This is a genomic window from Halopseudomonas litoralis (assembly GCF_900105005.1).
GTDB classification, from domain to species: domain Bacteria; phylum Pseudomonadota; class Gammaproteobacteria; order Pseudomonadales; family Pseudomonadaceae; genus Halopseudomonas; species Halopseudomonas litoralis.
The window spans coordinates 1,794,370-1,821,289 of record NZ_LT629748.1; the positions used below are offsets into that span (position 1 = coordinate 1,794,370).

Annotated in this window: 24 protein-coding genes; 6 read left to right on the forward strand and 18 right to left on the reverse strand. The window is 59.2% G+C overall.

What is annotated here, in order from left to right; translation table 11 throughout:
* Window positions 1-33: 33 nt before the first annotated feature.
* The 4 genes from BLU11_RS08700 to BLU11_RS08715 form a co-directional block, all read right to left on the reverse strand.
* Window positions 34-2,079 (reverse strand): transglutaminase family protein, encoded by a 2,046-nt coding sequence (locus BLU11_RS08700; RefSeq protein WP_090272977.1) that lies wholly within the window; start codon window positions 2,077-2,079, stop codon window positions 34-36.
* Complete coding sequence (locus BLU11_RS08705; RefSeq protein ID WP_231702294.1) at window positions 2,076-3,041, reverse strand: DUF58 domain-containing protein; 966 nt, start codon at window positions 3,039-3,041, stop codon at window positions 2,076-2,078. Before BLU11_RS08705 ends, BLU11_RS08700 begins: the two co-directional genes overlap by 4 nt.
* Complete coding sequence (locus BLU11_RS08710) at window positions 3,038-3,955, reverse strand: AAA family ATPase (protein ID WP_090272978.1); 918 nt, start codon at window positions 3,953-3,955, stop codon at window positions 3,038-3,040. The genes BLU11_RS08705 and BLU11_RS08710 overlap by 4 nt, the downstream gene beginning before the upstream one ends.
* A gap of 161 nt (window positions 3,956-4,116) precedes the next feature.
* A complete protein-coding gene (locus BLU11_RS08715) occupies window positions 4,117-5,448 on the reverse strand; it encodes a TAXI family TRAP transporter solute-binding subunit (protein WP_090272979.1) in 1,332 nt (443 codons plus the stop codon).
* Window positions 5,449-5,655: 207 nt separating this feature from the next.
* Here BLU11_RS08715 and rnk point away from each other — a divergent pair, with 207 nt between their 5' ends.
* Complete coding sequence (rnk, locus tag BLU11_RS08720; protein ID WP_090276349.1) at window positions 5,656-6,063, forward strand: nucleoside diphosphate kinase regulator; 408 nt, start codon at window positions 5,656-5,658, stop codon at window positions 6,061-6,063.
* Between the two features lie 44 nt (window positions 6,064-6,107).
* On the opposite strand, the gene rmuC is transcribed toward rnk, so the two are convergent.
* Complete coding sequence (gene rmuC / locus BLU11_RS08725) at window positions 6,108-7,661, reverse strand: DNA recombination protein RmuC (protein WP_090272980.1); 1,554 nt, start codon at window positions 7,659-7,661, stop codon at window positions 6,108-6,110.
* A gap of 181 nt (window positions 7,662-7,842) precedes the next feature.
* Here rmuC and BLU11_RS08730 point away from each other — a divergent pair, with 181 nt between their 5' ends.
* A complete protein-coding gene (locus BLU11_RS08730) occupies window positions 7,843-9,168 on the forward strand; it encodes a sigma-54 dependent transcriptional regulator (protein ID WP_090272981.1) in 1,326 nt (441 codons plus the stop codon).
* Window positions 9,169-9,192: 24 nt separating this feature from the next.
* Here the strand turns inward: BLU11_RS08730 and BLU11_RS08735 are convergent, their stop codons facing one another.
* The 11 genes from BLU11_RS08735 to BLU11_RS08785 form a co-directional block, all read right to left on the reverse strand.
* On the reverse strand, window positions 9,193-10,437 hold the full coding sequence (locus tag BLU11_RS08735; protein WP_407920231.1) for a transporter family protein: 1,245 nt from the start codon (window positions 10,435-10,437) through the stop codon (window positions 9,193-9,195).
* A gap of 40 nt (window positions 10,438-10,477) precedes the next feature.
* Window positions 10,478-11,224: a hypothetical protein gene (locus BLU11_RS08740; protein WP_157718641.1), complete on the reverse strand. Its 747-nt coding sequence runs from the start codon at window positions 11,222-11,224 to the stop codon at window positions 10,478-10,480.
* Between the two features lie 47 nt (window positions 11,225-11,271).
* The gene (locus BLU11_RS08745; RefSeq protein ID WP_407920251.1) at window positions 11,272-11,976 is read right to left on the reverse strand and encodes a C39 family peptidase; all 705 of its coding nucleotides are present in this window, start codon (window positions 11,974-11,976) and stop codon (window positions 11,272-11,274) included.
* A 68-nt stretch (window positions 11,977-12,044) separates the two neighbouring features.
* Window positions 12,045-12,869 carry a hypothetical protein gene (locus BLU11_RS08750; protein WP_090272984.1) on the reverse strand — a complete coding sequence of 275 codons (825 nt, stop codon included), beginning with the start codon at window positions 12,867-12,869 and terminating at the stop codon, window positions 12,045-12,047.
* A gap of 54 nt (window positions 12,870-12,923) precedes the next feature.
* Entirely contained in the window at window positions 12,924-13,493 is a 570-nt protein-coding gene (locus BLU11_RS08755) for a hypothetical protein (RefSeq protein WP_090272985.1), read from the reverse strand.
* 1 nt (window position 13,494) lies between these two features.
* Window positions 13,495-13,950, reverse strand: a complete 456-nt coding sequence (locus BLU11_RS08760; RefSeq protein ID WP_090272986.1) for a hypothetical protein — start codon at window positions 13,948-13,950, stop codon at window positions 13,495-13,497.
* Window positions 13,951-14,356: 406 nt separating this feature from the next.
* Window positions 14,357-15,052 (reverse strand): TSCPD domain-containing protein, encoded by a 696-nt coding sequence (locus BLU11_RS08765; protein ID WP_090272987.1) that lies wholly within the window; start codon window positions 15,050-15,052, stop codon window positions 14,357-14,359.
* Window positions 15,053-15,128: 76 nt separating this feature from the next.
* On the reverse strand, window positions 15,129-17,285 hold the full coding sequence (locus BLU11_RS08770; RefSeq protein WP_407920232.1) for an adenosylcobalamin-dependent ribonucleoside-diphosphate reductase: 2,157 nt from the start codon (window positions 17,283-17,285) through the stop codon (window positions 15,129-15,131).
* A 183-nt stretch (window positions 17,286-17,468) separates the two neighbouring features.
* Window positions 17,469-18,059, reverse strand: a complete 591-nt coding sequence (locus tag BLU11_RS08775; RefSeq protein WP_090272989.1) for a DUF1285 domain-containing protein — start codon at window positions 18,057-18,059, stop codon at window positions 17,469-17,471.
* Window positions 18,060-18,092: 33 nt separating this feature from the next.
* Window positions 18,093-18,707, reverse strand: coding sequence for a DUF4823 domain-containing protein (locus BLU11_RS08780; protein ID WP_231702295.1), 615 nt, complete (start codon window positions 18,705-18,707; stop codon window positions 18,093-18,095).
* Window positions 18,704-19,603, reverse strand: a complete 900-nt coding sequence (locus BLU11_RS08785; RefSeq protein WP_090272990.1) for a radical SAM protein — start codon at window positions 19,601-19,603, stop codon at window positions 18,704-18,706. Before BLU11_RS08785 ends, BLU11_RS08780 begins: the two co-directional genes overlap by 4 nt.
* A 185-nt stretch (window positions 19,604-19,788) precedes the next feature.
* Here BLU11_RS08785 and BLU11_RS08790 point away from each other — a divergent pair, with 185 nt between their 5' ends.
* A complete protein-coding gene (locus BLU11_RS08790) occupies window positions 19,789-21,471 on the forward strand; it encodes a carboxylesterase/lipase family protein (protein WP_090272991.1) in 1,683 nt (560 codons plus the stop codon).
* A 3-nt stretch (window positions 21,472-21,474) separates the two neighbouring features.
* Here BLU11_RS08790 and BLU11_RS08795 read toward each other — a convergent pair whose 3' ends face one another.
* Window positions 21,475-22,527: an amidohydrolase family protein gene (locus BLU11_RS08795; RefSeq protein ID WP_231702296.1), complete on the reverse strand. Its 1,053-nt coding sequence runs from the start codon at window positions 22,525-22,527 to the stop codon at window positions 21,475-21,477.
* Between the two features lie 68 nt (window positions 22,528-22,595).
* On the reverse strand, window positions 22,596-23,234 hold the full coding sequence (locus BLU11_RS08800; RefSeq protein ID WP_090276359.1) for a TetR/AcrR family transcriptional regulator: 639 nt from the start codon (window positions 23,232-23,234) through the stop codon (window positions 22,596-22,598).
* 170 nt (window positions 23,235-23,404) lie between these two features.
* Between BLU11_RS08800 and BLU11_RS08805 the strand changes: the two genes are divergently transcribed.
* The 3 genes from BLU11_RS08805 (at window position 23,405) to tnpC (ending at window position 26,877) form a co-directional block, all read left to right on the forward strand.
* Entirely contained in the window at window positions 23,405-24,568 is a 1,164-nt protein-coding gene (locus BLU11_RS08805) for an aminotransferase class V-fold PLP-dependent enzyme (RefSeq protein WP_090272992.1), read from the forward strand.
* A gap of 412 nt (window positions 24,569-24,980) precedes the next feature.
* Window positions 24,981-25,340 (forward strand): IS66 family insertion sequence element accessory protein TnpB, encoded by a 360-nt coding sequence (gene tnpB / locus BLU11_RS08810; RefSeq protein WP_231702264.1) that lies wholly within the window; start codon window positions 24,981-24,983, stop codon window positions 25,338-25,340.
* Window positions 25,341-25,359: 19 nt separating this feature from the next.
* Entirely contained in the window at window positions 25,360-26,877 is a 1,518-nt protein-coding gene (gene tnpC, locus BLU11_RS08815) for an IS66 family transposase (protein WP_090271992.1), read from the forward strand.
* The last annotated feature ends 43 nt before the right edge of the window (window positions 26,878-26,920 follow it).

The window sequence follows — 26,920 nt, forward strand, 5'->3', positions numbered from 1 at the left end:
CCTGAATAGTATTGGCAGGCGAACCCGCTCACATTACAACCGCCGCCCCTCGCCAGGCAAGTCCACTGGCGTCGTCGGTCGTGGCGGGCGCCGGCGCGGCAAGGCGCGCAGCAGATCGCGCAGCGCCCCATTCAGCTGCGCCGACATGGGCTCGGTTTCTCCCGGCACTGTCGCATAGGTCAAACGAATATACTCATCAAAAAAGGCAGCTATTTCTGCCTGCTGACCAGGCAGGTACTGCATCAGGCGTTGTTGCCATGCTCGCGGTCCTTCGCCTGTTCTTACCTGTAGCTGCAGCCCGGCCAGGCGCTTGTTCAGCTTCAGCCAGGCGCGCTGCCTGGGACCCTTCGGGCGTCTTTCAGGGCGCAGGATCCAGAGTGCCATCGGCAACATGATCAGGGCCAGCACGCCGAGTGACAGCATGCCGATTCGCTGCCAGTCGGCCGTGCCCAGCCAACGGCGGAAGAATGCCATCTGCCGCTCACTTTCATAGCCGAGCACGCGCAGCTGCCATTGGTAATTGAGATCATCCCAGAACAACCGCATATCGTTGAACCACCCGATATTGCGGTAGCGCGCCACCGCGAGCGGGGAGTCCTCAAGAAAACTACCCTCACGCTCCAGGGCCTCCTGTAAGCCCTGTTCGATACGTTCCGGCGCCACCTGAAAGGTCGGGTCGACCGACACCCACCCCTGCCCCGGCAACCAGGCCTCAACCCAGGCGTGGGCCTCGAACTGATGCACCAGCACATAATTGCCGCGCGGATTGATCTCGCCGCCCTGGTAGCCCGCAACGACCCGGGCTGGTATACCTGCGGCCCGCAGGACGAAGGTCATGGCACCGGCAAAATGGGCACAGAAGCCACGACGGCTATCAAACAGAAACTCATCGTTACTGTGTTGGCCAAGCAGCTCCGGCCGCAACGTGTAATGGAAGGGTTCCCGGTTGAAGTGAGCCAGCAAGGCTTGCACCAGCTCGGCATCGTCCCTGTAGGTCTGGCGCAGTTCGGCCGCGAAGGCGCGAGTGCGAGGGTCGAAGCCTTCCGGCAGATGCAGATTGATTCTTTGCTGGAGAGTGTCCAACCCCTGTGGTTCGAGCAGACTGTCCAGGCGCGACGTAGCCGTATAGGATATGGCCTGCCCCAGCGGGCGCCGCGCCTGCAGGATGAAATCGCGAGTGAGCATCAACCTCTCATCATCGGAGCTCGCCCCGCGCAGACTGAACACCCAGGGCTGATGGCTGGCGGTGGCGATCACCCGGTAGCTGGTGGGGTCGCCCTGTGGCTGCCAATCCTGCGGCGCGCCTCGGGCATTGAAACGCGAGCTGCTCCAGGTACGCCCATCGAAGCGGCTCAGTGTCATTGCCCGCCAATACAGTTGTGGCTGCGGAGGAATCGCGCCGTCAAAAGCTGCCCGAAAAACCAGCTCGCCAGACCGGGCCAGTTCGGCCATGTCCGCGGGCGTCATGCTTTCTGCCAGCCCGGTGCGGGCTTGTTGCCCGGGTGCGTTTACCGACCAGAGCGGCCCCATGCGCGGGAACAGCACAAACAAGACCACCATCAACGGCACCGCCTGTAACAGCAACACCCCACCGGTACGCAGGGCCCGCGCAGGGTCGTTGCGCCCCGGCGTCTGTTGCAAGCCAACCAGCGCTGCCACCAGCACCAGCAGAGAGAAGCACTGGAATAACGACAGAGGTATGCTCTGGTCAAACAGGAACGCAGTGGCAACGATGAAAAATCCCAGGTAGATCACCACCAACGCATCGCGTGGCTTACGCATTTCCAGCAGCTTGAGCATGAACAGCGTCAGTAGCAGCATTACTGCGGCATCAAGCCCGATCAAGGTGCCCTGCGCCATGAATACGCCCACCGTCACTACCCCCAGTACCAACGCCCGCACCACCAATCCCGGATAGGGCCAGCGCATACGTTGAATCTGTATGCGCCACAGCGCGCAGCCCAGCCACAGCGCGGCCACCCATAACGGCAATCGCGGCAGATGCGGCAACAAGGCGACTATCTGCGCTGTAAGCAACCAGACCAGACTATTGCGCGGAATCAAGGCATGGGTATTCATGAGTTGTCCGCTCCATACAGCGCCAACGCGCGCAGACAGGCGTCCCGATGGACATCGCCCAGTGCCGGCCCGAGGCGCTGCCCGGCCAGCTCCAGGCCATAGGGCCGATGCCGGGTTTCCAGCTGCAGCACCCAACCGGTCAGGCAACCGAGTTGCTGATCGAGGGACTGCCCCGGAGCCTGAGCCAGCGTAAGCCACAGGCTATCCTGTTGCGGCTCGGCGAATACCTTGCTGTGCAGCCCCTGACCTCGAGACCAGGCGCGCCAGTCGAGACGCTTCTTTGAATCGCCCGGTTGATAGGCGCGCAATCCCTGAAAGTCATCAACTCCTTCTGCCAGCAACTGAACGCCCTCCCCCTCGTTACCGGCGCGCATGCCCGGCAGCGGCAGATTCAGCGGTTGCGGATAGACCAGCACCCGCCAGTCCAGGTCCACCAGACTCCAGGCTACGAACCAGCCAAGCGGATAGCGCGTTTCCACTCGCAGACGCCCGGGCTTGAGCCAGCCGCGCCGGGAGGTGGGATGATATAGCGAGAGCGTCGTGCCCTGGTCAGGATGCACATCCACCTGCCGCGGCGAGGTACCCGGCCAGTACAAGGCGATCGCCTGATATTCACGCCGCGCCGCGAGCAATGTCATGGTCAGCGGCGCCTCTTCACCGGCAAACACAGGCAGACTGCCGTTGGCGTGAAGCTCCAGGCCAGCGAGATTGCGATAGGTATGATGCAAGCCGATCCAGAACAGGCTGCCGAGCAGGAATACCACGGCATATACCAGGCTGTTCTGATAATTGATCGCGCCGATCAGCATGATCAGCAATAGCAACAGCAATCCCATCCCGGCCCGGGTCGGCATGATAAAGATGCGCCGGTGATCCAGCCGTACCTGGCTGGCGGCAGGGATGCGTTTTTTAAGCCAACGCTGAAACACCCCGCTGGCCTGACCACCAAGCCGGCCGATCAAACCGCCGGCACCTCATTGAGCAGCCGCTGAGCCAGGCTGCCGCCACCATGCCCTGCCGGGTCATCACTGGCACGCAATCGGTGGCTGACCACCGCTGGCAACACCGCCTGCACATCTTCGGGAATGACATAGGCGCGATTTTCCAGCATTGCCCAGGCGCGGGCCGATGCCAGCAAACCCAGACTGGCACGGGGCGACAATCCCCAGGCGCAAAGCTGGCTTTCCCGCGTGCGGGTGACCAGCCGCAGGATGTAATCAATGATGGCTTCACTCGCCGTCACCTGAGGTACGGCAGCCTGTAATGCCTGCAACTGGGCACGGCTCAGCACCGGAGTGATACTGTCGAGCCGCGCCCGTCCGGTGCCACCCAGCAGCAGGATCTTCTCGGCGGCTGGCGCCGGATAACCCAGGGACAGGCGCATCAGAAAGCGGTCGAGCTGGGATTCGGGCAGTGCAAAGGTGCCACTTTGTGAAGCGGGGTTCTGGGTGGCGATGACAAAGAATGGATCGGGCAGAGGACGCGTCGCTCCATCCACTGTCACCTGCCCCTCTTCCATCGCTTCGAGCAGGGCGCTCTGGCTTTTGGGCGTGGCACGGTTGATCTCGTCCGCCAACACCAGTTCGGCAAAAATCGGTCCGGGGTGAAAAACGAAAGCGCCGGTATTACGATCGAACACCGAGGTTCCGAGAATATCCCCGGGCAGCAGGTCGCTGGTGAATTGAATGCGCTGATAACTCAGCCCCATAACCCGCGCCAACGCCTGAGACAGGGTGGTCTTGCCCATGCCCGGCAGATCCTCGATCAGCAGGTGCCCCTTGGCGAGAATACAGGCAACCGCGAGCTTCACCGCGTGCTGCTTGCCCAAGAGTATTCGGTTGATTGCATCCGTTGCGTTACTCAACACATCCTTCATGTCCACCTCTTTGTTTGCCCAACTGGCAATGTCTGGCGCAACAACGCGGTTCGCGTTGAAACCTCAACAGAGTCTGCTACACATCTTATGGTCCTGCCTGGAGAGTTGAAAGCCCACCGCAATGAGCTGTCACACTCGGTTATCGGAGCCCAGCACCGCAGTCATGCGGCTCTCTCACTCTGCATCTGCCGCAGCCGGCTGATCATGTACCCCACATGCAGGTGCAGGCTGTACAGCTCATGCGCATAGGACAAGGGCACATCTACTCTGGTCAGCTCATCTTCAAGCTTGATCAGCTTGTCTATCTCCCGCTCCAGAACCTGCAGGATTCCACCATTGTGGATCAGCTTGTCCACCCGCCTCAGGTCGGCATACCAGCGGTAGACACGCGCCCGCATGCGCCATGTATAAAGCGGCCCCATGCTCTTCAACAGCGGCAGCATGATGACAATGAAAGGAATCAACAGCACCACGTAACGATCGGCTATGGAGGCAATCCAGAATGGCAGGTAACGCTGCAGAACCGGTACGCCATGCTCATGGTAATACGCTGCCTCGCCGCTCAGCTCCAGCTCCATGGGCTTGGCAGCCGGGAAAGCGCCCGGCGGATCGAGCAGACTGCCGTGGCGCAGTACGTCGGCAGTGGCCTGCAGCACCAACGAGGCCAGGGCCGGGTGAAAGGCTTCGTTGATGACCAGCGTCGCCACGGGTGACAGCAATGCGGTGCGTTGGGCAGGAATGTTACGTGTCAGGTCAAGCAAGCCCTCCGGAATAGTCAGGGTATCGAGAAATGGCAGTCTCGCAGCAAGCGCTTCGGTCTGTGCCAGATCAACCAGTTCCAGTTCCGGATCGGCCAGTAGCTGGCGCACCGTCGCATTGTCCACCGGCAGCACGAAAAACGCCGCGTCCAGTTCGCCGGCCTGCAGCGCTTCGGCAGACGCCCGCGCTGAGAGCCGCTGCCAGTTGCCCGCTGCTACATCCTCTTCACCAGCATGTTCACCAAGCTGGCTGAACACACTGCGAACCACCGCCCAGGTGCCGCTACCCATGCTGCCAACCGACACCCTGCGTTCATGCAGGTCTACCAGCCGGGAGATTCCCGCATCGCGTCGCTGAAACAGCCATAGCGGCTCGTGATAGATGGCCGCAAGCCCTTCCAGCTGCGAGCGTTGATGCGCCTCGATCAGGTCGGTGGTGCCGCTCTGGATCAGTCCCAGCTGGACCTCCCCGGAGCCATCGGTCAGCCGCTGCAGGTTCTCCACCGAGCCACTGCTGGTACGCAGCTCCAGGGTAAGGCCATCCTCATCCAGGCGCTCTTTCAATGCCAGTGCAAATCCGTGATAACCCCCGCTCTCGCCCCCGGTAGTCATGACCAGCGTACGCGGTGGCGCCGGGTCCAGAAAATGGAACAGCCCCCACGCCAGCAACAGTGCCAGCGGTACAATCCATAAATTGGTGCGAACGAATAACGCGACCTGTTTCACCACTCGCATGCAACTCTCTCCTTCTCAAGAATACGCTGACTCAAATAACCCGAACATGACGGACGCGGCACGACCAGGCAAACGCCAAAACCAGCGAGGAGCTTGCAAGAAGTTGCCATTCTGGTACTGTCTATCTATGTCGACGTCCTGTCGGCTTCTTTACTTGTTTCCTACATATTATTTTATTGTTCTCAACAAGGAGTAATGCTGTTCGCCATGAGCAAATCACCTTCTATCGTGCTCACCCGTCTGGATGTACAACGCCTGGATGAGGTGTTGAATACCCTGGACGCGCCGGTCGACCTCCTGGAAGCGCTCGAAAACGAGATGCTGCGGGCCAAGGTCGTGAGTCATACGCGCGTTGCTCCAGATGTGGTCACCATGAATTCCACGGTGCGCTTCGCGGATGAAACCAGTGGCCGCGAAATGGTCCTGACCCTGGTATACCCCGACAAAGCCGGGCCCGAAGGCACTATTTCGGTACTGGCTCCGGTCGGCATTGCCCTGCTTGGCTTGAAGAAAAACCAGAGCATCGACTGGGTCGGCCCCAACGGTCGCCCGCTCAAGCTCAAGATCATCGACATCGAATACCAGCCGGAAGCAAGCGGCGACTTTCATTTGTAAGGCCCGGCGCCCTGCCGGGTCTCGTTGTGCCCTCTCGACTACCATCAAAGCGTATCTGCTGGCGCATCGTGCCCGAGTTCAAGCTCGGCACGATCGGTCCAGTGTTCACCCAGTTCGCCTTTCACCGCAACACCCAGCTCCTTGAATTCCTGAACCTGCTTGACCAGATTGCCGCGACCGTTGATCAACTGATCCCGCGCTCTGCGGTAAGCCTCACCGGCACGATCAAGTCCCTTCTCGACCTGATCCATGCTGCCGAGAAAGGTGCGTAACTTGTCGTGGATGCGGGCAGCGCGTTCGGCCAGCTCGGCAGTGTGGCGGTTCTGGTCCTCGAAACGCCATAGCTGACGCACGATATTCAGGCTGGTCAACAGCGTCGTGGGCGTGGCCACCAGCACATTCTGCTCGATAGCCTTCTGAAACAGGGTTTCATCCGCCTTGAGCGCTTCGACGAAGGCCGACTCTATGGGCACGAACATGAAAACCATTTCCGGCGCATTGAGCCCCGGCAAGTCGAAATAATTGCGTTCGGAAAGTTCGCGGATACGCTGCCCGAAGGCGTGGACATGCTCAGCCAGCGCCACCCGCCGCTCGGTTTCGTCCTCACTGTTGATATAGCGTGTATAGGCATTCAGCGACACCTTGGCATCGATGATCAGATGCTTGTCCTGGGGCAGATAGACCAGCGCATCGGGGCGCTGGCGCTGGCCGTCGCTGGCGGTCATGCTCACCTCGCGGCGGAAATCGATCCCCGCGCGCAGGCCGGAGCGCTCCAGCACGTTTTCCAGGATCAGCTCGCCCCAGTTGCCCTGGGTCTTCTTCTGCCCGCGCAGCGCGGTACTCAGATCGTGAGCTTCCTGGGTGATCTGCTGATTGAGCTGTTTGAGGTGTTGCAGCTCCTGCGCCAGTGCCGCCTGCTGCTGCGTATCCTTGTGGTGGATGTCCTCGACCTTACTGCGGAACTGATCAATCTGTTCACGGAAGGGTTTGAGCAAGGCGTCCAGTGATTGCTGGCTGGTCTGGGTGAAAGTCTGGCCCTTGGCTTCGAAGATACGCCCGGCCAGCTGTTCAAACTCCAACTTGAGCTGTTCGCGGCTATCCTTGAGCAATTGCTGTTGCTCATCGAAGTGTTGCTGACGCTGACTCAAGGTGGTCTGCAGAGTGGAATGCTCCACTCGCAATTGCTCGTGGGTCTGCTGCAGCTGCAGCAACCGCTGTTCCAGAGTCTGGCGCTCACTCTGCAGTTGTTCACGTTGCCGCTGCTGCTCCTGGGCCTGGGTCTGGAAGCGCTCGGCGCTACGCTGCCACTCATTGCATTGCCCTTCCGCTTCGCTCAGGCGTGCCGCCAGCCGATCACGCTCGACGCCCAGGCGGGTCACTGACTCCTGCAGATGCTCAAGGCGGGTCTCCAGACTCAGTTGACCGCCCAGTTGCTGATGCATTTCCAGTTGCTGGCGTCGGCTTTCCTCCAGCAGTTCGTCGACCCGATCCTGCAGCAGCCGTTCTCGGCGCAGCAATACCCAGCCGGTGAGCAGCCAGCCACCCAGCAGGGCCAGGCTGAGCAAGGGCAATAGAAATCGCATTTCATTCAAGGGCATGGGTCATCTCCTTTGGCTACCGGCATTATCCCTGCGTATGGCCGAATATGTAACCGTGGCCGGTAGCCCGTAATATGGCCCATCCCCCGGATGGGTTATATGAATGTTGCAGTCTGGCAGGCATCTGCTATGTTCAGACACACCCCTGCACAATAATAATGTCATCGCACGAAGGATCGTCATGCTGGACGTGGCCACTGCTTCACACCGCCGGTTATTGCTGGTGGACCCCTGCAGCGCCTGCCTGGAGTTGCAGACACGCCTGAGTAATGCCGGATGGGAAGTCATCACGGCGACGCTGGACCATATGGGGCAATCCCCATGCGACCTGGGCATGCTCAGGCTGCAGCCGGCGCATGTTGCCGATCTTGACCGGCTGAAGAGAACGCTCAATCAGACCGGGATTCAGTGGGTAGTGGCCGTGCCTCGCGAACTGCTCGAGCACCCTGGCGTGGCACAGTTCATTGCCGAATGGTTCCTCGACTATCACACCCTGCCCTTCGATGATTCTCGCATTCATATCGCCCTGGGCCGCGCCTGCGGCATGGCCCGCCTGCGCCGCCGCTATCAGCAGCAGGCCTGGCCGAGCGAGGAACTCTTTCTCGGCAACAGTGACGAAGCCCTCGCCCTGCGCAATCTGGTAACTCGCGTGGCGCCGACCGACTCGCCAGTGATGATCCGCGGCGAAAGCGGCTCGGGTAAAGAGTTGGTTGCCCACGGTCTGCATGCCGGCTCCCGGCGCAAGAATGCAGTCTTTGTCGCGGTAAATTGCGGCGCCATCCCGGAACATCTGATCCAGTCGGAATTGTTCGGCCATGAAAAAGGTGCCTTCACCGGCGCCCATCAACGCAAGATCGGCCGTATTGAATCGGCCAATGGCGGCACGCTGTTCCTCGACGAAATCGGCGATCTGCCGCTGGAAATGCAGGCCAATCTGCTGCGCTTTCTGCAGGAGATGCAAATCGAGCGCGTCGGCGGTACCCAGTCCATCAGTGTCGATGTGCGGGTGCTGGCGGCAACGCATGTGGATCTGGAGAAGGCGGTCAGTGAAGGGCGTTTTCGCGAAGATCTGTATTACCGCCTGAATGTGCTGGAAGTGCGCACTGCGCCGCTACGCGAACGCCAGGCTGACATCGTGCCCATGGCCACTCACTTCGCTCAGCTGTATACCGCGGAAACCGGCTACCGGCCGCGCAACTTCAGCAGCGAGGCGATCAGCGCCATGCTGCACCACAACTGGCCGGGCAATGCCCGCGAGCTGGCCAACCGGGTACGTCGGGGCATGGTGCTGGCCGAGGGGCGGGAAATCGAGGCGGTGGATCTGGGACTGGCCAGCGCCGCAGAGCCAGAGGTCGAGAGCTTGCAGACCTGGGTGCTGCGCGCTGAGCGCCAGGCGCTGCATGCTGCTATCAATCACTTTCCCAACAATATGATGCAGGTTGCCCGGCAGCTGGAAATCTCCCGACCAACATTGTATCGGCTGTTGCACAAGCATCATATCCGTTGAGCTGGCCGTCTGGGTCCCGGCCCATCAGAAGTAATAGGGAAACTTCAGGCTCAGGCTGAAATCCGGCGCATCCGGGGTCAGCCCCATGGACAGATTCGGCACCACCGTCAGCCGATCGCTGGCCGCGAGGGTCATGCCAATGTTGAAATAGGCGGCGTTGGCGTCACTGCCGTCCACTGTTTGCCAATTCCCTCCATCGTACCTGATACGGCTGCTGCGACTGATCAGCTCGGAGAAGGATATTGACAGACTCATTCGCTCATTCAAGGCGAAAGCCATACCCAGCCCGAACTGGAAATAATCCCCCAGCTTGACGCTACCGGGAACCTCGATTTCCCGCTGGGCACTGATGTCGCTGAAATCCTCGGCAAAGTTATGCGTATAGGCGAGATTGCCGAACACTACTGCCGGATCCAGCGTCTTGACCAACGATATGCCCGCCGTGGCTGACCAGGCGCCATTACCGGTCGGCAGCGACTCCGGTACTGTCAGGTTGTCGTTGTCAGGAGACTGGTTCAGCTTGATGCCGTAGGGATGATCACCGGTGGGCGCCTTGACACGAAGGCTGAATACCGCATCCGGCCGCCCCGGACTTTCATCAAGAAATTTGTAGGCAACGCCGAAACTGATATCCCCCAGCTTCGGACCTCCTTCCACGACCTGCTCACTGAACGTTGTACTGGCGCCGCCCGCGCCTGCTGATCGATAGGTGGTTTCCCGGTAGATGTAGGGAACGTTGACATCGAACTGCCAACGCTGGCGCCAGTTATAGCGCGCGGTAAGATCAAATGTGAAGGTGTCGGCATTTATCTCGTCCACGCCTATATTGCCCAGGAAGATCGCATCCAGTGCGAGGAAGCCGTTGAGAAACAACTGGCGTGTATCGTAATGGCTGTAGGTCAGGCCGGGTTCGATACTGAAGCTGCCCCCTCCGAAAAAGCCGCTGGCTTCCTGATAGAGCGCCTCCACACTGGGCGCCTGCTCGTTATCATCACGCAAGGATTGCCCATATCCCGACGCGGCGTTGCCCGTGCCCTGACTGGCGGATGCCACACGGGGTGATGCCGTGCGGGCAGTGGGCGCCGCAGCGCTCGATGCGCCTTCGATCTGGCGCAAGCGCTGTTCGAGAATCATCAAGGCATTCTGTTGCGCTTCATAGCGCTGGCGCAACAGCTCGATCTCCTGACGCAACGCACTTTCTTCACTGGTCTGAGCCATCAGATTACCGGTAACTGCCAGCAGCAGTACACAACCAGCCGATCTGCGCATGATGTTCTTCCTTGTATGGATTATCTTGTTCAGTTCTTATTCAATACCCACCGGGGCGCAAGGCGCGCAGCTGCTCCAGCGTACAATTGGCCATATCCTGCCCCAACGGCAGATCGCGCAGCGCCACGCTCAATGTCGCCAGATTGCGCACTGTGTTCAGATCGCCACTGAAATTCGCCTGCTGGGTGATGTTGCCGCCGCCAATCTGCTGCAAGGCGTTGCCCTGACTACCAGCATCCAGGTGGATCTGCAGGCCACCATTGCGAGCGCTGACCAGGACGTTGCCGGCGGCGTTGGTAAAGCCGCTCGCCCCATCCCAAGGCGTCGCAGCCGCATCGGGCTCCGCCGCTCCTGCCGCCCCTCGGGTGATGACGATGTCGAGATTGTTCAGACCATCATTGAAGTCACCCGCGCTGCGCACACTCTGGGAAATACCCTGAACGCCGGTCAGCCCCCCGCCACCCACGATCTGACCGGAGCCGGGCGGCACCGCTGCACCTTGCCCCTGGCCCTCCGTGTTCGGCATAAGCTCGGTAACGGAAATATGGGGTTGCGCCTGGCCGTCAAGCTGAAAGGTCACTCCAGCACCAATAGTCTGGCCGGCGCTGTTTTCCCAGGTGCTGCTCATGGTCACGCCAAAATTAATGATGCGCCCCGGTAGCACATAGCGTCCGCGCAGCTGGGCCAACTCGTCATCATTCAGCTCCACAGCACGGAAAGGATTGTCGGCACTCGCCGGCAGACTGCAAGCCAGCAGGTATACCGTCAGCCACATACATCGTCTCATGGTCTACTCCCTTGTCCGTTGACACCTGCTACCTGTGTGCAGAACATTCAGAAAAAATCACTCTGCAGAAAGCCGAACTCCATCAGTTCGGCATCCTTCACCGGGCTGAATCGGTCCAGTCGATGACGCGCCGTTAACGGCTCCGGCGGTGTCAGTAGCGCGTTTTCCCGGTCATAGCCGGGCCCAATAAGGGCGAACAGAATGCCGTTCCAGCCCTGAGCGAATTCGTCGAGCGTCATCTTCTTGTGCCCCAGCACCGGATCGCCGATGTATACCCAACCATCATTGCTGGCTTGCATGACCACGAAGTGCCGGTAGCCACGGACATCGATCAATACAATGGAGGGTATTTTGACTTCTGACAGTTGAGCTGGCTGCAATCGATACCCGCGAGCTCGCAATCCCAGAGTCTCCGCATATCGCTTCATATCCAGCATGGAAAACCCCATGCTCTGCACCTGCTGCACATCGGCGCCTGCCAACATGCCCTGAATCACCTTCTCTTCACTGAAATCCCGCCCGTAGGCTTCATTCAGTAAGGTCGCCATGGCAGCTGCACCACAACTGAAATCGGTTTGTTGCTGCACCAGATTGGTGAAGCGTCGCTCACGCATGCTCTCCACTGATTTGAACACCAACCCTCCACCGGGCAAGACCGCAAAGGGCTTCTGCGCGGCCTGCAACGGCATACAACAAAGTGGGATCAGAAAGCTGCTCAGCAGCAGAATCAATGGGTGCTTCATTGTTCGCACCTGTTCATAGTCAGAAAGACCGTGGGCCATAATCAGAAAGGACCCGGGAGACCCGGGTCCGGTATCGCTTACGGGCAGGCGTAGCAGCCGGCAGCGATGGACAGCGAGTTGCTCTGCTGGTTGGTGCCGCCAGCAGCCACGTTCACACCTACGTTACCCGACACGCTGTTGAGCGATCCGAGCAGGTTGGCGTTGTTTTGTACATCCTGGTTGGTGGTGGGTTGCTGGCCAGGGTGACCTCCGCCCCAGTGCCCGCCATAACCTGAAGCGACCGTACTGAGACTGGAGTCGCCGGCCTCAACTCCGTTGTAGGTGGTGCTGGAAACCGCCAGCTGCATGACTTCGATCGACGCCTCTGCGTTCTGTGCTTGTTCGGAAGAAGCGATGGTCACATCGTTCTTCTGCTGGTTGAAACCACCAGCAGCCACGTTCAACCCGAGGTTACCCGAGTAGTTGTTGGCCGTGTTGTTCACTTTCGCATTGTTGGTGACATCCAGGTTCGCCAGCGTGTTACCGGCATTGACCTGACCAACAGCGATAGTGGAGGTGGCGGTATTGCCGAAGACAAAATCAGCATCGGCTGTGGAGATCGCAGCGGCGTTGGCCTGCTGGTTGGTATCACCGGCAGCGACGTTGACCCCGGCGTTACCGGAGGAGTTATGCAGAGCATCCTGCACCAAGGCGTTGTTTTCGGTGCCGTCATTATCCACGCGGTTGCCCAGGCTGACCTGAACATCGAGGATCGATGCCGCGGACATGGATGGTTCGCCCTCCGGTTGATTGTTGCCATTGCCAGGCCCGTGATGGTGACCACCACCAGCAGCCATGGCGCCAAATGACAGGGTCGCAGCGACGGCGAACGCGAGAGGTGCAAGCTTGCTTGTTGTTTTCATGATCTATTCCTTGTGTGGCTATCAATTCAGTATCAGTAGGAACTGCGTATACAACTACTCCACCATCCGGATGCTGAGGTTGTTGACCATTCGGTTGCCAACCCCCGCACCCTGATTCAGCTGAACCACACCGCGGCTTTCGGAGAATGCCTGGTCATCTATCTCGACCAGACGCTCCCCTGCCCCGTGTAGCTCCGCAGCTGAATTGAACGACGACCCCGCAGCGCTTTGCGCCAGCACACTGTCGTCGAGGCTTTCGGGCCGCGCACCTGCGCCGAGCCGAAAACCATTGATCTGCTGATTACCTGCGCCAGCGCCCTGATTGATCCCCAGAACGCCGTTGCCATCGCTGAATGATGCGCCATGGATATGCGCGCGCAGATCAGCTCCTGCGTCGATCGCAAACTCACCCTCGCGATGCTGCCCCACGCTTACCGCAGGCATGGCACCCGCTGAGATGGCCCGGGCATTGACCTGCTGTTGCAGCTCGCCGCTCGCCTGATTGATCATCAGGTTGCCTTGATAATGTGCCGCACTGCTGTCAATACTGACCTCGGTTCCCGCTGCCTGTGCTCCCACTGTCAACAGCAAGCCAAGACCCGTCACCGATAATCGAATGCTCATCTCAGCGGCTCCGCAATATCTGCAGCGGCCGCAGACCCTGCTGGACGCTACGGCCGACCTGGCCCCCGGCGCGCCCCGCAGCACCACCGCCATGCCCGGCTGAATTAAAGCCCTTGGCGCCTGCTGCGCTGGGGGCCGGGTTCATCGCCCCACCGGCAGGCAGCACGCTGAACACCTCAGTGAAGCGGCTCCCACTATTGATGCCGGCAAAATCAGTATCGGAGAGTTCCATCGGAGCCAGGCCGGAGGTCAGCGCCTTGTTGAGCAACACATCCCGTCTGGGATTGGCTACCTGGGGACGCGGGTCCGGCTTCAGCTCCTGGCGCACCGCAGCACGGGGCTGCACCTGTCTGGAGATGATAATGTCACCATCTGCGCCATACGCCGGCAGATGACTCACCACACAGATCAGCATCCCCATCAGGCAAACCAGCATCTGGATCTTCAGTGAGGACAAGTACGTTCTCATGACATGGCGTCCGAATTGGCTGTTGTTGTAAGTGATACCCTTCATGACTTGGATAGGAGCAATGTCCGTGCCGGAAATAGAATACTATTTAATTTCAAGCACTTATAATAACCACAGACGCTCCGAGCGAGGCGAGTGTTTCACTCTTGAAACAGCCAGCGACAGGAAGCTACACAGAATCCGCCTGTAAGCCGCAGAACACCGAGTAGATCCCGGATTCCGGGTAGTCTCGAAATTGATACAGTTGGCTGGCGACAGCGGCTTTGCTGACTTGCAGCGGGAAAAGGTGTTTCAGATATGAGTAAGGCGGGGAAAACAGCGGTCAGCGGGTAGAAAATCATGCACGAAAGAGACACTGCGCCGGAGGGACCGGCGCAGCAGGAAGGTCAGTAGATCAACCGCACTTGCTGTCACCGCAAGCCAGACAGGTCAGACAACCGTCCATCTGTACTGCCGCCTTGGTGTGGCACTTGCCGCACATCTGCGCACCGGCGGGATAGGCTTCGGCACTGTCATCGCAATCGGCTGCGGCCTGCGCCGGTGCGCTGGCACTGAGGAACTCGGCGCGCTTCTGTTCCAGATAGGCGCGCTGGTGCTCGTCCATCTCGTCTTCAAGCATGCCGATGCGCTTGAGGTGCTGCTCCAGCACATCGCCGATTTCTGCCACCAGCGAGGGCATCCAGCGGCCTCCGCGCTTCATGTAGCCGCCTTTGGGGTCGAATACGCTGTTCAGCTCCTCGACCAGGAAGGTGCAGTCACCGCCCTTGCGGAACACCGCAGAGATGATCAGCGTCAGCGCCGAAATCCACTGGTAATGCTCCATGTTCTTCGAATTGATGAAGATCTCGAAGGGGCGGCGGGTCTCGTGGTCGCTGCCGGGGTTGAGCACCACGTCATTGATGGTGACGTAGATGGCATGCTCGGAGGTCGGGGTCTTGATCTTGTAGGTCGAGCCTTCGAGGAACTCGGGGCGCTTGAGTTTCTCATGCATCTCGACGTAAGTCGGCGCAGCCGGTTCGGGCGCCTTGGCCGGCTCGTCCGGCTTGACCACTGCGTAGTCGACAATCTTGCTGGTTATCTTGAGTGCCATGTCCATCTTCCTTGCCCTGCAATACGGCAGGGCTGTATTTGTATTGTTACCAGGTCGTCAATTGGGCGCCAGCGGCTCAGAACTTGCCGTAATAGCCTTCCTTGAGCGCATCATACAGGTTGGCTGCCGAGTGCATCTCGCCGTCGTATTCGATCTCTTCTCCACCCTTGGCCTCGATGATGCTGCCGTCTTCCAGTTTGAAGCGATAGGTGGTGTTGGCCAGATCCTGCTCCTTCACCAGTACGCCCTGGAAGGCTTCCGGGTTGAAACGGAAGGTCGTGCAGCCTTTCAGCCCCTTGTGGTAAGCGTACAGGTAGATGTCCTTGAAATCCTCGTAGGGATAATCCGTCGGCACGTTGGCAGTCTTGGAGATCGACGAGTCAATCCACTTCTGCGCCGCCGCCTGCACGTCCACGTGCTCGGTGGGCTTCACGTCATCGGCGGCGATGAAGTACTCCGGCAGGTTGCGCGAGGCGGCTTCCATGTCCGGCAGCGCCTGGGGATCGATGAATTCGCGGTAGGCCAGCAACTCGAAGCTGAACACATCGACCTTTTCCTTGGACTTCTTGCCTGCGCGGATCACGTTACGGAAATAGTGATGGGCGAAGCTCGGCTCGATACCATTGGAGGCGTTGTTAGCCAACGACAGGGAAATGGTCCCGGTCGGAGCAATCGAGCTGTGGTGAGTGAAGCGCGAGCCGTGCTCGGTCAGTGCCTCGACCAGTGCCGCGTCCTCACCCGCGACCTGCTGCATGTAACGGCTGTATTTGGCCCACAGCACCTTGCCCTTGACCTTCTGGCCGATCTTGAAACCGTCCGTCTTCATTTCCGGACGCTTAGCCAGCATGGCCCCGGTCACGGTGAACTCTTCTTCCATGATCGGCGCCGGGCCTTTCTCTTCGCTCAGTTTCAGGCCGGTGCGCCAGCCCTGCAGGGCCATTTCCTTCGACACCTGTTCGGTGAATTCCAGCGATGCGGCATCGCCATAGCGCATGCGCAGCATGGTCATGGTCGAACCCAGGCCAAGGAAGCCCATGCCGTGACGGCGTTTGCGGAAGATCTCGTTGCGCTGCTCTTCCAGTGGCAGGCCGTTGATCTCGACCACGTTGTCCAGCATGCGGGTGAAGATGTCGACTACCTTGCGATACTCGTCCCAGTCGAACCGCGCCTTTTCAGTGAAGGGATCGCGCACAAACAGGGTCAGGTTGATCGAGCCCAGCAGGCAGGCGCCATAGGGCGGCAGCGGCTGCTCACCACAGGGGTTCGTGGCGCGGATCTCTTCGCAGAACCAGTTGTTGTTCATCTGGTTGACCCGGTCTATCAAGATGAAGCCCGGCTCGGCGAAGTCGTAGGTGGAGGTCATGATCATGTCCCAGATGCGCCGCGCCTTCATGGTGCGGAACACCCGGCAGGCGATCAGGCCATCTTCGCGGGTGACGTAACGCTCGTTGCTGGGCCATTCGCGCCAGATCACCTGCTTGGGATCATTGATGTCCACGCCATCAGCTTCGGCCTCCCCTTCGCTCAGCGGGAAGGCCAGCTTCCACTCGCTGTCGGCCTCCACCGCCTGCATGAACTCCTCGGTGATCAGCAGCGACAGGTTGAACTGGCGCAGGCGACCGCCCTCACGCTTGGCGCGGATGAAGTCCGCCACATCCGGATGACCGACATCGAAAGTCGCCATCTGCGCGCCACGACGGCCGCCAGCCGACGATACGGTGAAGCACATCTTGTCGTAGATATCCATGAACGACAGCGGGCCGGAAGTATAGGCGCCAGCGCCGGATACATAAGCACCGCGGGGCCGCAGAGTGGAGAATTCATAGCCGATGCCGCAGCCGGCCTTCAGCGTCAGACCGGCCTCATGCAACTTGGACAGGATGTCGTCCATGGAGTCGCCGATGGTCGCCGACACGGTGCAGTTGATGGTCGAGGTGGCGGGCTTGTGCGCCAGCGCGCCGGCATTGGAAGTGATTCGGCCAGCGGGGATCGCACCGTGGCGCAGCGCCCAGAGAAACTTGTCGTGCCACTCTTCGCGCAGCTTCGGAAGCTCGACCTCGGCCAAGGCGCGGGCGACCCGCTGATAGGTCTCATCGACAGTCTGGTCGATGGCGACACCTTCCTTGGTCTTGAGCCGATATTTGGTATCCCAGATATCTTCCGAGGCCGGCTGCATGGGGAGGCTGGTTACGACATTATGCAGACGTTGAACCTTGGCTGTTTGACTCATCATATTCTCCTGGAATCAGTGTTTTACGGGCTTGACAAACGCGCGCGCCGCCTCTTCCCTGCGCCCGAAAACCACTACTGGTTGTGCATAAGTGCGAATCCTAGCCCCAGATATAGTTAATATCAACAGCAAAGAAAGACTGATTTTCACTTCAAGGGGCTTGACTTGCGCGGACGCCGCAAAGGCTCAGGCGGAGGCCACCGAGCCATCTATCGGAAAGAAAATGCCGTCACTCCAGACGCCGATGCGCGACTGACCCTCAACCTTTTCATCGACCGCCAGGTCAGCCAACTCATAGAACACATTGCGATGAATCAGCGCCTGTAGATTACTGCGCAGCAGCACATAAGGTGACGGCTCATGGGTATCGGTATCGACCCGGACGGTAATCGGATGCTCTTCGCCAGCCACCATGCTGTGGCCCAGGCTGGTAAAGAATGTCAGCCGCTGTTCCCGGCCCTGCCCCTCCACCTCCAGCCGTACCGCAACGAAAGGCACATCATCAACCTTGATCGCCCAACGCTCTACCGGCGTGACCAGGTAGTAGCGACCGTCCTCATCCAGCCGCAGGATGCCTGAGAACAGCTGCGCCAGCGATTTACGGCTGATGGGCCCGCCTTCGTGATACCAAGTGCCGTCGCGGGTGATATGCATGTCCAGCTCGCCAATGAATTCCGGGTGCCACAGATGCACCGGGGCCGGGTCGCGGGCGTCTCCCGTAGTTGATTCCGGCAGGCTGTCGAGCAGCGATTGGGGTGGTGGTTGTCGATTGTCCATGGTTTGCCTCGATGTCGGGGTGGATCAGGCCGCTCAGCGGCTGCCCAGCAGTTGACGGGTATAGTCTTCCATCGGTTCCCGCAGCAGATCTTCCGGGCGGGATTTGTAGAAGGCGAGAAAGCCAGTGCGACTGTTGATGGTGGCAAAGTCGATGACCCGTTCGGTGCTGGCTTCCAGCAGCATCAACTGCAGCACCACCTGATCACGCCCCACATCGCCATCGCTGGCCTGCTGTGCTGTCTGCTGCGCACTGGCGCTGCTCTGAGCACTGGCGAAGCGGGTGTACAGCAGATAATCGAGCCCCTGCTGACGGGTCCGGGCCAGCGCCTCATCCAGCCCCAGCGGCTGCTCGGCGCGGCGCACCATGGGGAACACCTGCACCGCAGCGGCAAAGCCTTCCTCGGCAAGAATATTCGGCCGCGCATAGGCATGGCCGACCGGCACGAAATGACTCTGTGCGATATAGAGGCGGGAGTCGGCCTGCAGGCGGAAGTTGCCACTGCGGCTGATCTGGTAACGATCCAGCAACCCGGCGTCACTGAGGTAGAAACGTCCTTCCTCCTTCATCTGCGAAGGTGTACAGCCCACCGCCAGCGATGCCAGCGCCAGTACGGCGGTGATCCGGGATAGCCCTATGGTCATTTTCATAGTCCACGCATCCGTTCCGGGCGCAGCCCAGCTTGTTCTGGTTGTTGGATGGCTTGGCGCACCTGCGCCTGCAGGCGCGGCTTGTCAGCGCCCAGCACGCCTTTCAATACCAGATAGTTGGAGGCGTGATCACTGCGAAAGACCGTATCGGTCAACTCCAGTGCATTCAGAAACTGTTCGATCTCACGAAACAGCCCAGCCTGATCCAGTGGCTGAAAGTCCGGAAACTGCGCCTGGTAACGGGCCAGACCATTGGGAAAGCTGACCACCAGGGTGGATAGAAAGTCCGGCTGGGTCAGATTCATCAACCGCGCCGAATTCAGCGCGTGCTGCTCACTCAGGCTGTGCCCACCCAGACCATTGAGAATCATCACCGATGTCTTCAGCCCGGCCTCTTTGGCCTTCAACAGAGCATCCGCGGTGGAATCGAAGGTCTCGCCCTTGTTGACGCGCTGGAGCACTTCATCATCACCGGACTCGGCGCCGACATAGAGCATCTGCAAGCCGGCTTCATGCAACTCCCTGAGCTCCTCCACGGATCTGCGTCGCAGGTTGCGCGGCAGGCAATACGAGGTCACCCGCTGCACTTCCGGCATGTGTTCGCGGATCGCCTGCAGAATACGCAGCAGGCGGTGTGTCGGCAGGACCATGGCGTCGCCGTCGGCAAGAAACACCCGTTGCACGATCAACTGCTCACCACTGCGGCGGATCTCATCCAGCACCTGCTGCTCGTCACGCGCGCGAAATTTCTTCTGCGGCGCGGTGTACATGTCGCAAAAAGTGCACTGATTCCACGAGCAACCATTTGTCACCGGCAGGATCAGCGAATGCGCCTCGCTCGGCGGCCGGAATACCGGCTCGATGTAGTCGATGGGAAAACGGGCCTGACCAGACATGGAGCACTCCATAACAAAGTTCGCCGTGCAGTTTACAGGATAGTCCGTCGAACTCCTTCCCCGCCTTCCTCTTTACCATCACCCGTATGGGTTTGGCGCGCACTGGCCGATTCTTTTAAGGTTTGCATGCCAATAGAAGGCGTTGTGCCAGGGTCCTCGGCTGAATAATCAAACGGATAAAAACAATGCTTAAGAAAACCAGTACCACACCCACCCACTTGCTCCTGTCCTCTCTGTCCGCCATGGTGATGGCCGCCAGCCTGAGCGGCTGCCTTTCTGGCGGCGGTGGATCGAGCAACAGCGACAGCGGCGCGCCCGCCAACCCGCTGAAGGTCACCACCGAACAGGGTGACTATATCGGCATCGAGCATGACGGCATGCGTGTGTACCGGGGCATCCGCTACGGGGTCGCCGAGCGTTTCGCCGCGCCCGAGTTGCCGCCGACACATCAGCAGGCCATTGAACTGAGCGAGACCTTCGGTGCCAACTGCCCGCAGGCCGACAGCCCCTTTGGTGAAGCAAGCCTGGATGAGAACTGTCTGTTCTTGAACGTGTATGCCCCGCAGGAGCCTGGCGAATACCCGGTGATGGTGTGGATTCACGGTGGCGCCTTCATCTACGGTTCCGGCGGTGCCAGTTACGACCCGGTCAGGCTGGTGGATCAGGACGTGGTGGTAGTGACACTCAACTACCGTCTGGGCGCACTGGGCTTTCTGCCCCATGCCGCGCTGGGCGACGCCAACTTCGGGCTGCAGGATCAGCAGCTGGCGCTTGCATGGGTGCAGAACAACATCGAGCGGTTCGATGGAGATGCGGGTAATGTCACAATTTTCGGCGAATCTGCGGGTGGGCACAGCGTACTGAGTCAGATCGCTTCGCCGGAGGCAGCAGGTCTTTTCCACAAGGCCATAGTGCAGAGTGGCTCCTATAATGGCGCTCAGGTTCCGCTGACGGACACAGCTTACGGCCCAGTGACCATTCCAGGGGGTCAGACACTTTTCGGCGTTCCCACCGTGGCGCAAACCGATTGCGCAAACGCGACGGATGATCAACTGCCGGCCTGCCTGAAAGAACTGACGGTGGCCGAGATCCTGGCGGCCCAGCCCGGTAATATTCTTCCCGTCACCGGCACCGAGACCTTACCTCTATCCATCAACCAGGCACTGGCCAGTGACAATTTCAACAAGATACCAGTGATGATGGGCAGCAACCTGGATGAAGGCGCACTGTTCAGCCTGCTGGCCGCACTGGAAGGTGCCGACTTCACCACCCCGGCAGGCTATCAGGCCGCAGTTGCCACGCTGCTTGCGGAAGATCCGACGCTGGATGTAGCCAGTATCGCTCAGCATTATCTGAACCAGAGCCTGGCCGCCGACAGCGCCTCGCCCTTCATGGATGCCCATTCCGCCATCGGCACCGACTGGCGGTTCAACTGCCCCAACGATACACAGTGGGGTCTGCTGCAAGGCAAGGTGAATACCTGGGGTTACTGGTTCACCGACCGCAACGCACCAAGCATAATCGGACCAGTGCCCTTCCCGCTCGGTGCAGCGCACTCCTTCGAGATTCAGTACGTACTGAGTTCAGAAGACACCTTGAAGGAGCGCGGCGCTGGCGAAAACCAACTGGCGCTGGCGCGGGAGATGGCTGGTTATTGGGTCAACTTTGCCAAATACGGTGATGATCCGGCTATTGGCCCCAACGCCACCGATGGCGCCGCAGAGGCAATCGAATGGCCCCGACTGAACGGCGACGGTCAGATCCTGCGTCTCGATGCACCAACCCCGGCTGTGGTAGCCATAGACGACTTCCGCGATACCCATCAGTGCGCTTACTGGGCCAATCCACCTAAAATACAGGTGAACTGATCCCTACCTGGCGGCTGCTGCTTCGGCAGTCGCCTTCCCTTCCGATTCATCGTGCTTGGCGGCCGGTAGTATCGCCAGGAAATTACTCCCCGCCACCTTGTGCGCCACCGCCTCGGGCAAGGCGTCGAGGAAGACGTCGAACCCGGTCATGTATTCCCCCAAGCTGCCGAACTTGCCCACCACATCCGAGCCGATCATGAAGCGGTCCGGGAAGCGCTCCACCAACTGCAGCCAGCGCGGATCCGGCTCGCCTTTGCTGTCCAGCAGATAAGGCTCGAGCATGGTCCAGGACAGGTCGATATACAGGTTCGGATACAGACCCAGCAGCCGCTCCACCTCATCGTGGAGGAATGTGAGCTTTTCCTGATGTCGATGAATCTCCTTACTGGTTCCGGCATGAGCCCAGATGAAACGCACCTGGGGATGGTCGCGCAAGGGCTCTTCGAGCTCCGGCAGATACAGCGGGTTGCGTTCGCGCTTGGAGGTGATATTGCTGTGGATCATGACCGGCAGATCATATTCGGCCGCCAGGTAGTAGACCCGGTGCATCGCCTCGCTGTTGGCCCGGGGCGTGTCGCCGGCAGTCAGGGCGGTCAGATCATCATGGCGGGTGAATACTTCACCGATGCCCTGCCACATGCCCGGATACATTTCCAGCATGCGCCGAACATGCTCGTCAGCGTTCTTGTCATTGGGATTGAAACCGGACATGAAAGGATGGAAACGCTGGCGCTGCTCCTCGTCCAACTGCTCCAGAGCATGGGCCACTATCGTATCGGTGGCGCTGTACCAATAAACGGCAGCATCATCGCCGGCGTAATAACGCGGCCGGCGGGGTTCGTCTTCATGCCACTTCTTGGCTACCGACACACCACTGATCATGACGTGCTGGATACCGTGCTTATCCATCTGCTGGAGCAACTCCGCCATGCCGTCGGTTTCCTGAAAGAAATCCACGTAGTGCAGGTGCATGTCGGTATAACGGTAATCACGCGCGTCGGCGGGGACTGCCGACAAGGCGGCAATCAGGCACAGGGCAGAACGTAAGGATGGCAAGTGGGCATTCCTGTTGAAATCGGTTGCCCGGTAGACCTGCCGCTTCGCGCCAAGTTCACCAACCGCCCTCAGACAGGCTCGCCATCCTTCCTGCGTTTGGAGCGGTTACCCATGCGCACGCCGATATCCATCAGAAATTGCATGTAGCCTTCTTTGTCCTCGATCACATCCTGCCAGAACGGCGAGTGATACATGGACATGGCGCCATGCACCATCGCCCAGGCTGCGCAGTAGTGGAAGTACGCAGGGACGTCCTCCAGCTTGCCTTCATCTATCCGCTCTTGAATCACGCCGGTCAGATGGTTGAAGTTCGATGCACGGATGCGGTGCAGCTCCTCGACCAGCTCCGGCATCTGGTTGGTCTTGACCACCTTTTCCTCAAGACGATCAAACAGGCGGTAGCGCTCGGGATCACTCATGCGAAAGGCAAAATATTCGCGCGACAGTGCCTCCCGATCCGCTTCTATATCCTCGGAATGTAGCAGCTCGGCCAGATCGCGCTCGTAATCGAGCATCAGCCGCAGGTAGATTTCGGCCTTGGACTTGAAATGCTTGTAGATGGTGCCCTTGCCGATCCCCACGTCATCGGCAATCATTTCAACCGTGACGCTGTCCTCTCCCTGCTCCAGGAACAGACATAAGGCCGAAGCCAGAATCTCCTGTTCGCGACGCTGGAATTCCCGAACCTTGCGTGATTCTTTCTGCATCTGCTTACCTGCATGAGCGTGACGATGGGAATACATTATGCCAATTTCATGACCAGTTGCACACTTCTGGTATTTATATGACCATAAATTCACTCCCCAGCTATATCGCGTTCCGTTTATCGCCAGGCACGCTATCATCAAACCCAATGCAACCTGGACAGGACCTGACCATGCTCCATGATTTACAGTGGGATATTGAATTCCCCCAAGACCCGCACCTCTGCTATCTGAACCATGCTGCCGTAGCCCCCTGGCCGAAACGTGCGGCTGATGCAGTCACGGCATTCGCCCGGGAAAACATCACCCGAGGAGCACAGGACTATCCCCGCTGGATCCAGCTGGAACACCGTCTTCGCGGTCAGTTTCAGTCCCTGCTGAATGCACCGAGCAAAGGGGATATCGCCCTGGTGAAGAACACCTCCGAGGCCCTGTCACTGGTGGCCATGGGGCTGGACTGGCTGGCGGGAGATGAGGTGCTGCTCAGTGACCAGGAATTCCCTTCCAATCGCATCCCCTGGCAGGCGCTGGAAGGTCGCGGCGTGATTGTCCGTCAGGTCAGCCTCGATGGCGAGGACCCCGAAGCCGCTCTGATAGCGGCAATGGGACCGGCAACCCGTCTGCTGAGTATCAGCTCCGTGCAATATGCCAGCGGCCTGCGCATGGATCTGGAGCGCCTCGGTCGCGCCTGCCGCGAGCGCAATATCCTGTTCTGCGTCGATGCCATCCAGTCATTGGGCGCTCTACCCTTCGATGTGCAGGCTATCGATTGTGACTTTGCCATGGCTGACGGACATAAATGGTTGCTTGGCCCTGAAGGTCTGGGCGTCTTCTACTGCCGCCGTGACGCCCGTGATCGCCTCAAACTGACCCAGTTCGGCTGGCACATGGTCGAAGCCATGGGTGATTACGATCGTGAAGATTGGGTGCCCGCGAGTACCGCACGACGTTTTGAGCCGGGCAGCCCCAATACGCTGGCCCAGCACGCGCTGTCGGCCAGCCTGGATTTATTGCTCGAAGTCGGTAGCAAACGGATCCAGGAAGCACTGCAACAGCGTACTGCCTATCTATTGCAGTCGCTCGGCGGCATAACCGGCATGCGCATCCTCAGTCCAACCGCACCGGAGCGCCGCGCGGGTATCGTCACCTTCACCATCGCCGGCTGTGACAACACCTGGTTGTACCAACAGCTGAAAGAAGCCGGTGTGGTCTGCGCCGAGCGTGGCGGTGGTATTCGCTGGTCGCCGCATTTCTACACACCCCAACAGGTGCTGGACAATGCCTTGAACATTCTCAAACGAGCTCTGACTCAAGACAGAACTGACGCGTCACGATAAGCCTGCCGCCCTTATTCCGAATAGATTTAACGAAGAGGACAATTCGACTGGAAATGTCGTAAAAGTCGGCAATACTTATCACATCAGGTGCGGTACCTCCCCCAAGTATTGCACCTGACAGAAACGGACCCTGTCCGTTTCTGTATCACTCCTAATGGTCTTGACCCGAATTTCTCCCCCGGAATTCGGGTTCTTTTTTTAGTGCTCCTCATGCCAACAAATCGAATCAATAGATAATTAAGAGGCGAAAATTGCGCTATGAACCGGCATTAAACAGATAGATCATAACTCCATCAGGTCGAACCTGTTCTATCGACCTCAATAGAACGTAACCGCTCCATAAACCCCACCTACAACTAACGTTCTGTTCGCGCCATGCTGACCTCCGATATTCCCTCTGGAGGTTTTTTTCATGATGCGCCCTGGTGCCAAGGTTAAAAAAGTCTACCTGTACCCGAAGCCGGTGGACTTCAGAAAGTCCATCGACGGGCTGTCAGCCCTGGTCGAGCTGGATATAAAGGCGGCGGCGTTCGACCCGGTGCTGTTTGTGTTTCTCAACCGGGCGCGCAACAGGGTTAAGATCCTCTATTGGGAGCGCAACGGTTTCTGTCTCTGGCTCAAGCGTCTGGAGGCCGAACGGTTCAAGGCGCCACCGGATATCCGGGACGATGCTATCGAGCTGACCGCAGAGGAGTTGAACTGGATGCTCGACGGTTTTGACCTGTGGCGTAACCGACCGCACAAGGTGTTGAGGCCGCGTTATGTAGCCTGACGCTGGTATAATCCACGGCATGATTTCGCTCCCCGACATCCTGCCGAACGACCCGGATCAGCTCAAGCATTTGCTGATGCAGATGCAATCTCGCGTATCGCAGTTGCAGGAAGAAAACACGCTGCTGCGTCAGCGTCTATTCGGGCGCAAGTCAGAGCAAAGTGCTGATCCGAATTCTCCGCAGCTGGGCATGTTCAACGAAGCCGAAAGCCTGGCCAATGAAACATCCGCTGAAGATGACGAAGAAACGGTTGCTCCCGTATCGGTGAAGAAGCGTGGCAAGCGTAAGCCGCTACCAGCAGAACTGCCGCGCATTGAAGTGGTACATGAGCTGCCCGAGCATGAACTGACCTGTGACTGCGGTTGCCGTAAGCAGGCCATCGGTGAAGAAACCAGCGAGCAGCTGGAAATCATCCCGATGCAGATCCGGGTGATTAAACACATCCGCAAGGTCTACGCCTGCAAGGGGTGTGAAACCGCTCCGGTCACTGCCGATAAACCTGCTCAACTGATCGAAAAGAGCATGGCCAGCCCCAGCGTACTGGCCATGCTGCTAACCACCAAGTATGTCGATGGCGTTCCGCTACACCGCTTCGAGAAAGTGCTGAGTCGCCACGGCATCGAACTGTCCAGGCAAACACTGGCTCGCTGGGTCATCCAGAGCAGTGAGCACCTGCAACCGCTGGTCAACCTAATGCGTGACAGGCTGCTGGCGGGCCCACTGATCCACTGCGATGAAACTCGCCTGCAAGTGCTGAAAGAACCGGATCGTGATCCGACCAGTCAATCCTGGATGTGGGTGCAGACGGGCGGGCCGCCCGATAATCCGGTTGTGCTGTTTGATTACACATCCAGCCGTGCCCAGGATGTACCCTTGCGCTTGCTTGAAGGCTATCAAGGCTACCTGATGACCGATGACTACGCGGGCTACAACGCCGTGGCCGAACAAGCCGGCATCGAACGGCTGGGCTGCTGGGCGCATGCCCGACGCAAGTTCATCGAAGCACAAAAAGCGCAGCCTAAAGGTAAGACCGGGCGCGCCGATATGGCGCTGAGCCTGATCAACAAGCTGTACGGCATTGAGCGTGAAGGCAAGGATGTAAACGCCGGGCAACGCCTGCTGCTGCGCCAGCAGAAAAGTGAACCGGTACTGACTCAGCTCAAAGCCTGGCTGGATAAGACGCATGGTCAGGTAACGCCGCAAAGTGCACTGGGTAAAGCAGTCGGCTATCTGGCCAGCAACTGGAGCAAACTGATCCGCTACACCGAGGCTGGGCACCTACCGATCGACAATAACCCTGCCGAGCGCGCCATCCGCCCATTCGTCATCGGTCGTAAAAACTGGCTGTTCAGCGATACGCCGAAGGGTGCTCACGCCAGCGCCCTAATCTACAGTCTGGTCGAAACCGCCAAGGCTAACGGACAGGAACCCTATGCCTGGCTGCGGTATGTGTTGGAACGACTGCCGCTGGCCAGTAACGCCGAAGAACTGGAAGCTCTGCTACCCTGGAACTGCGGGCAGGTCGCTGTTTACTGATCCCGTTGCAAGGCGGGGTTTATGGAGCGGTTACAATAGAACA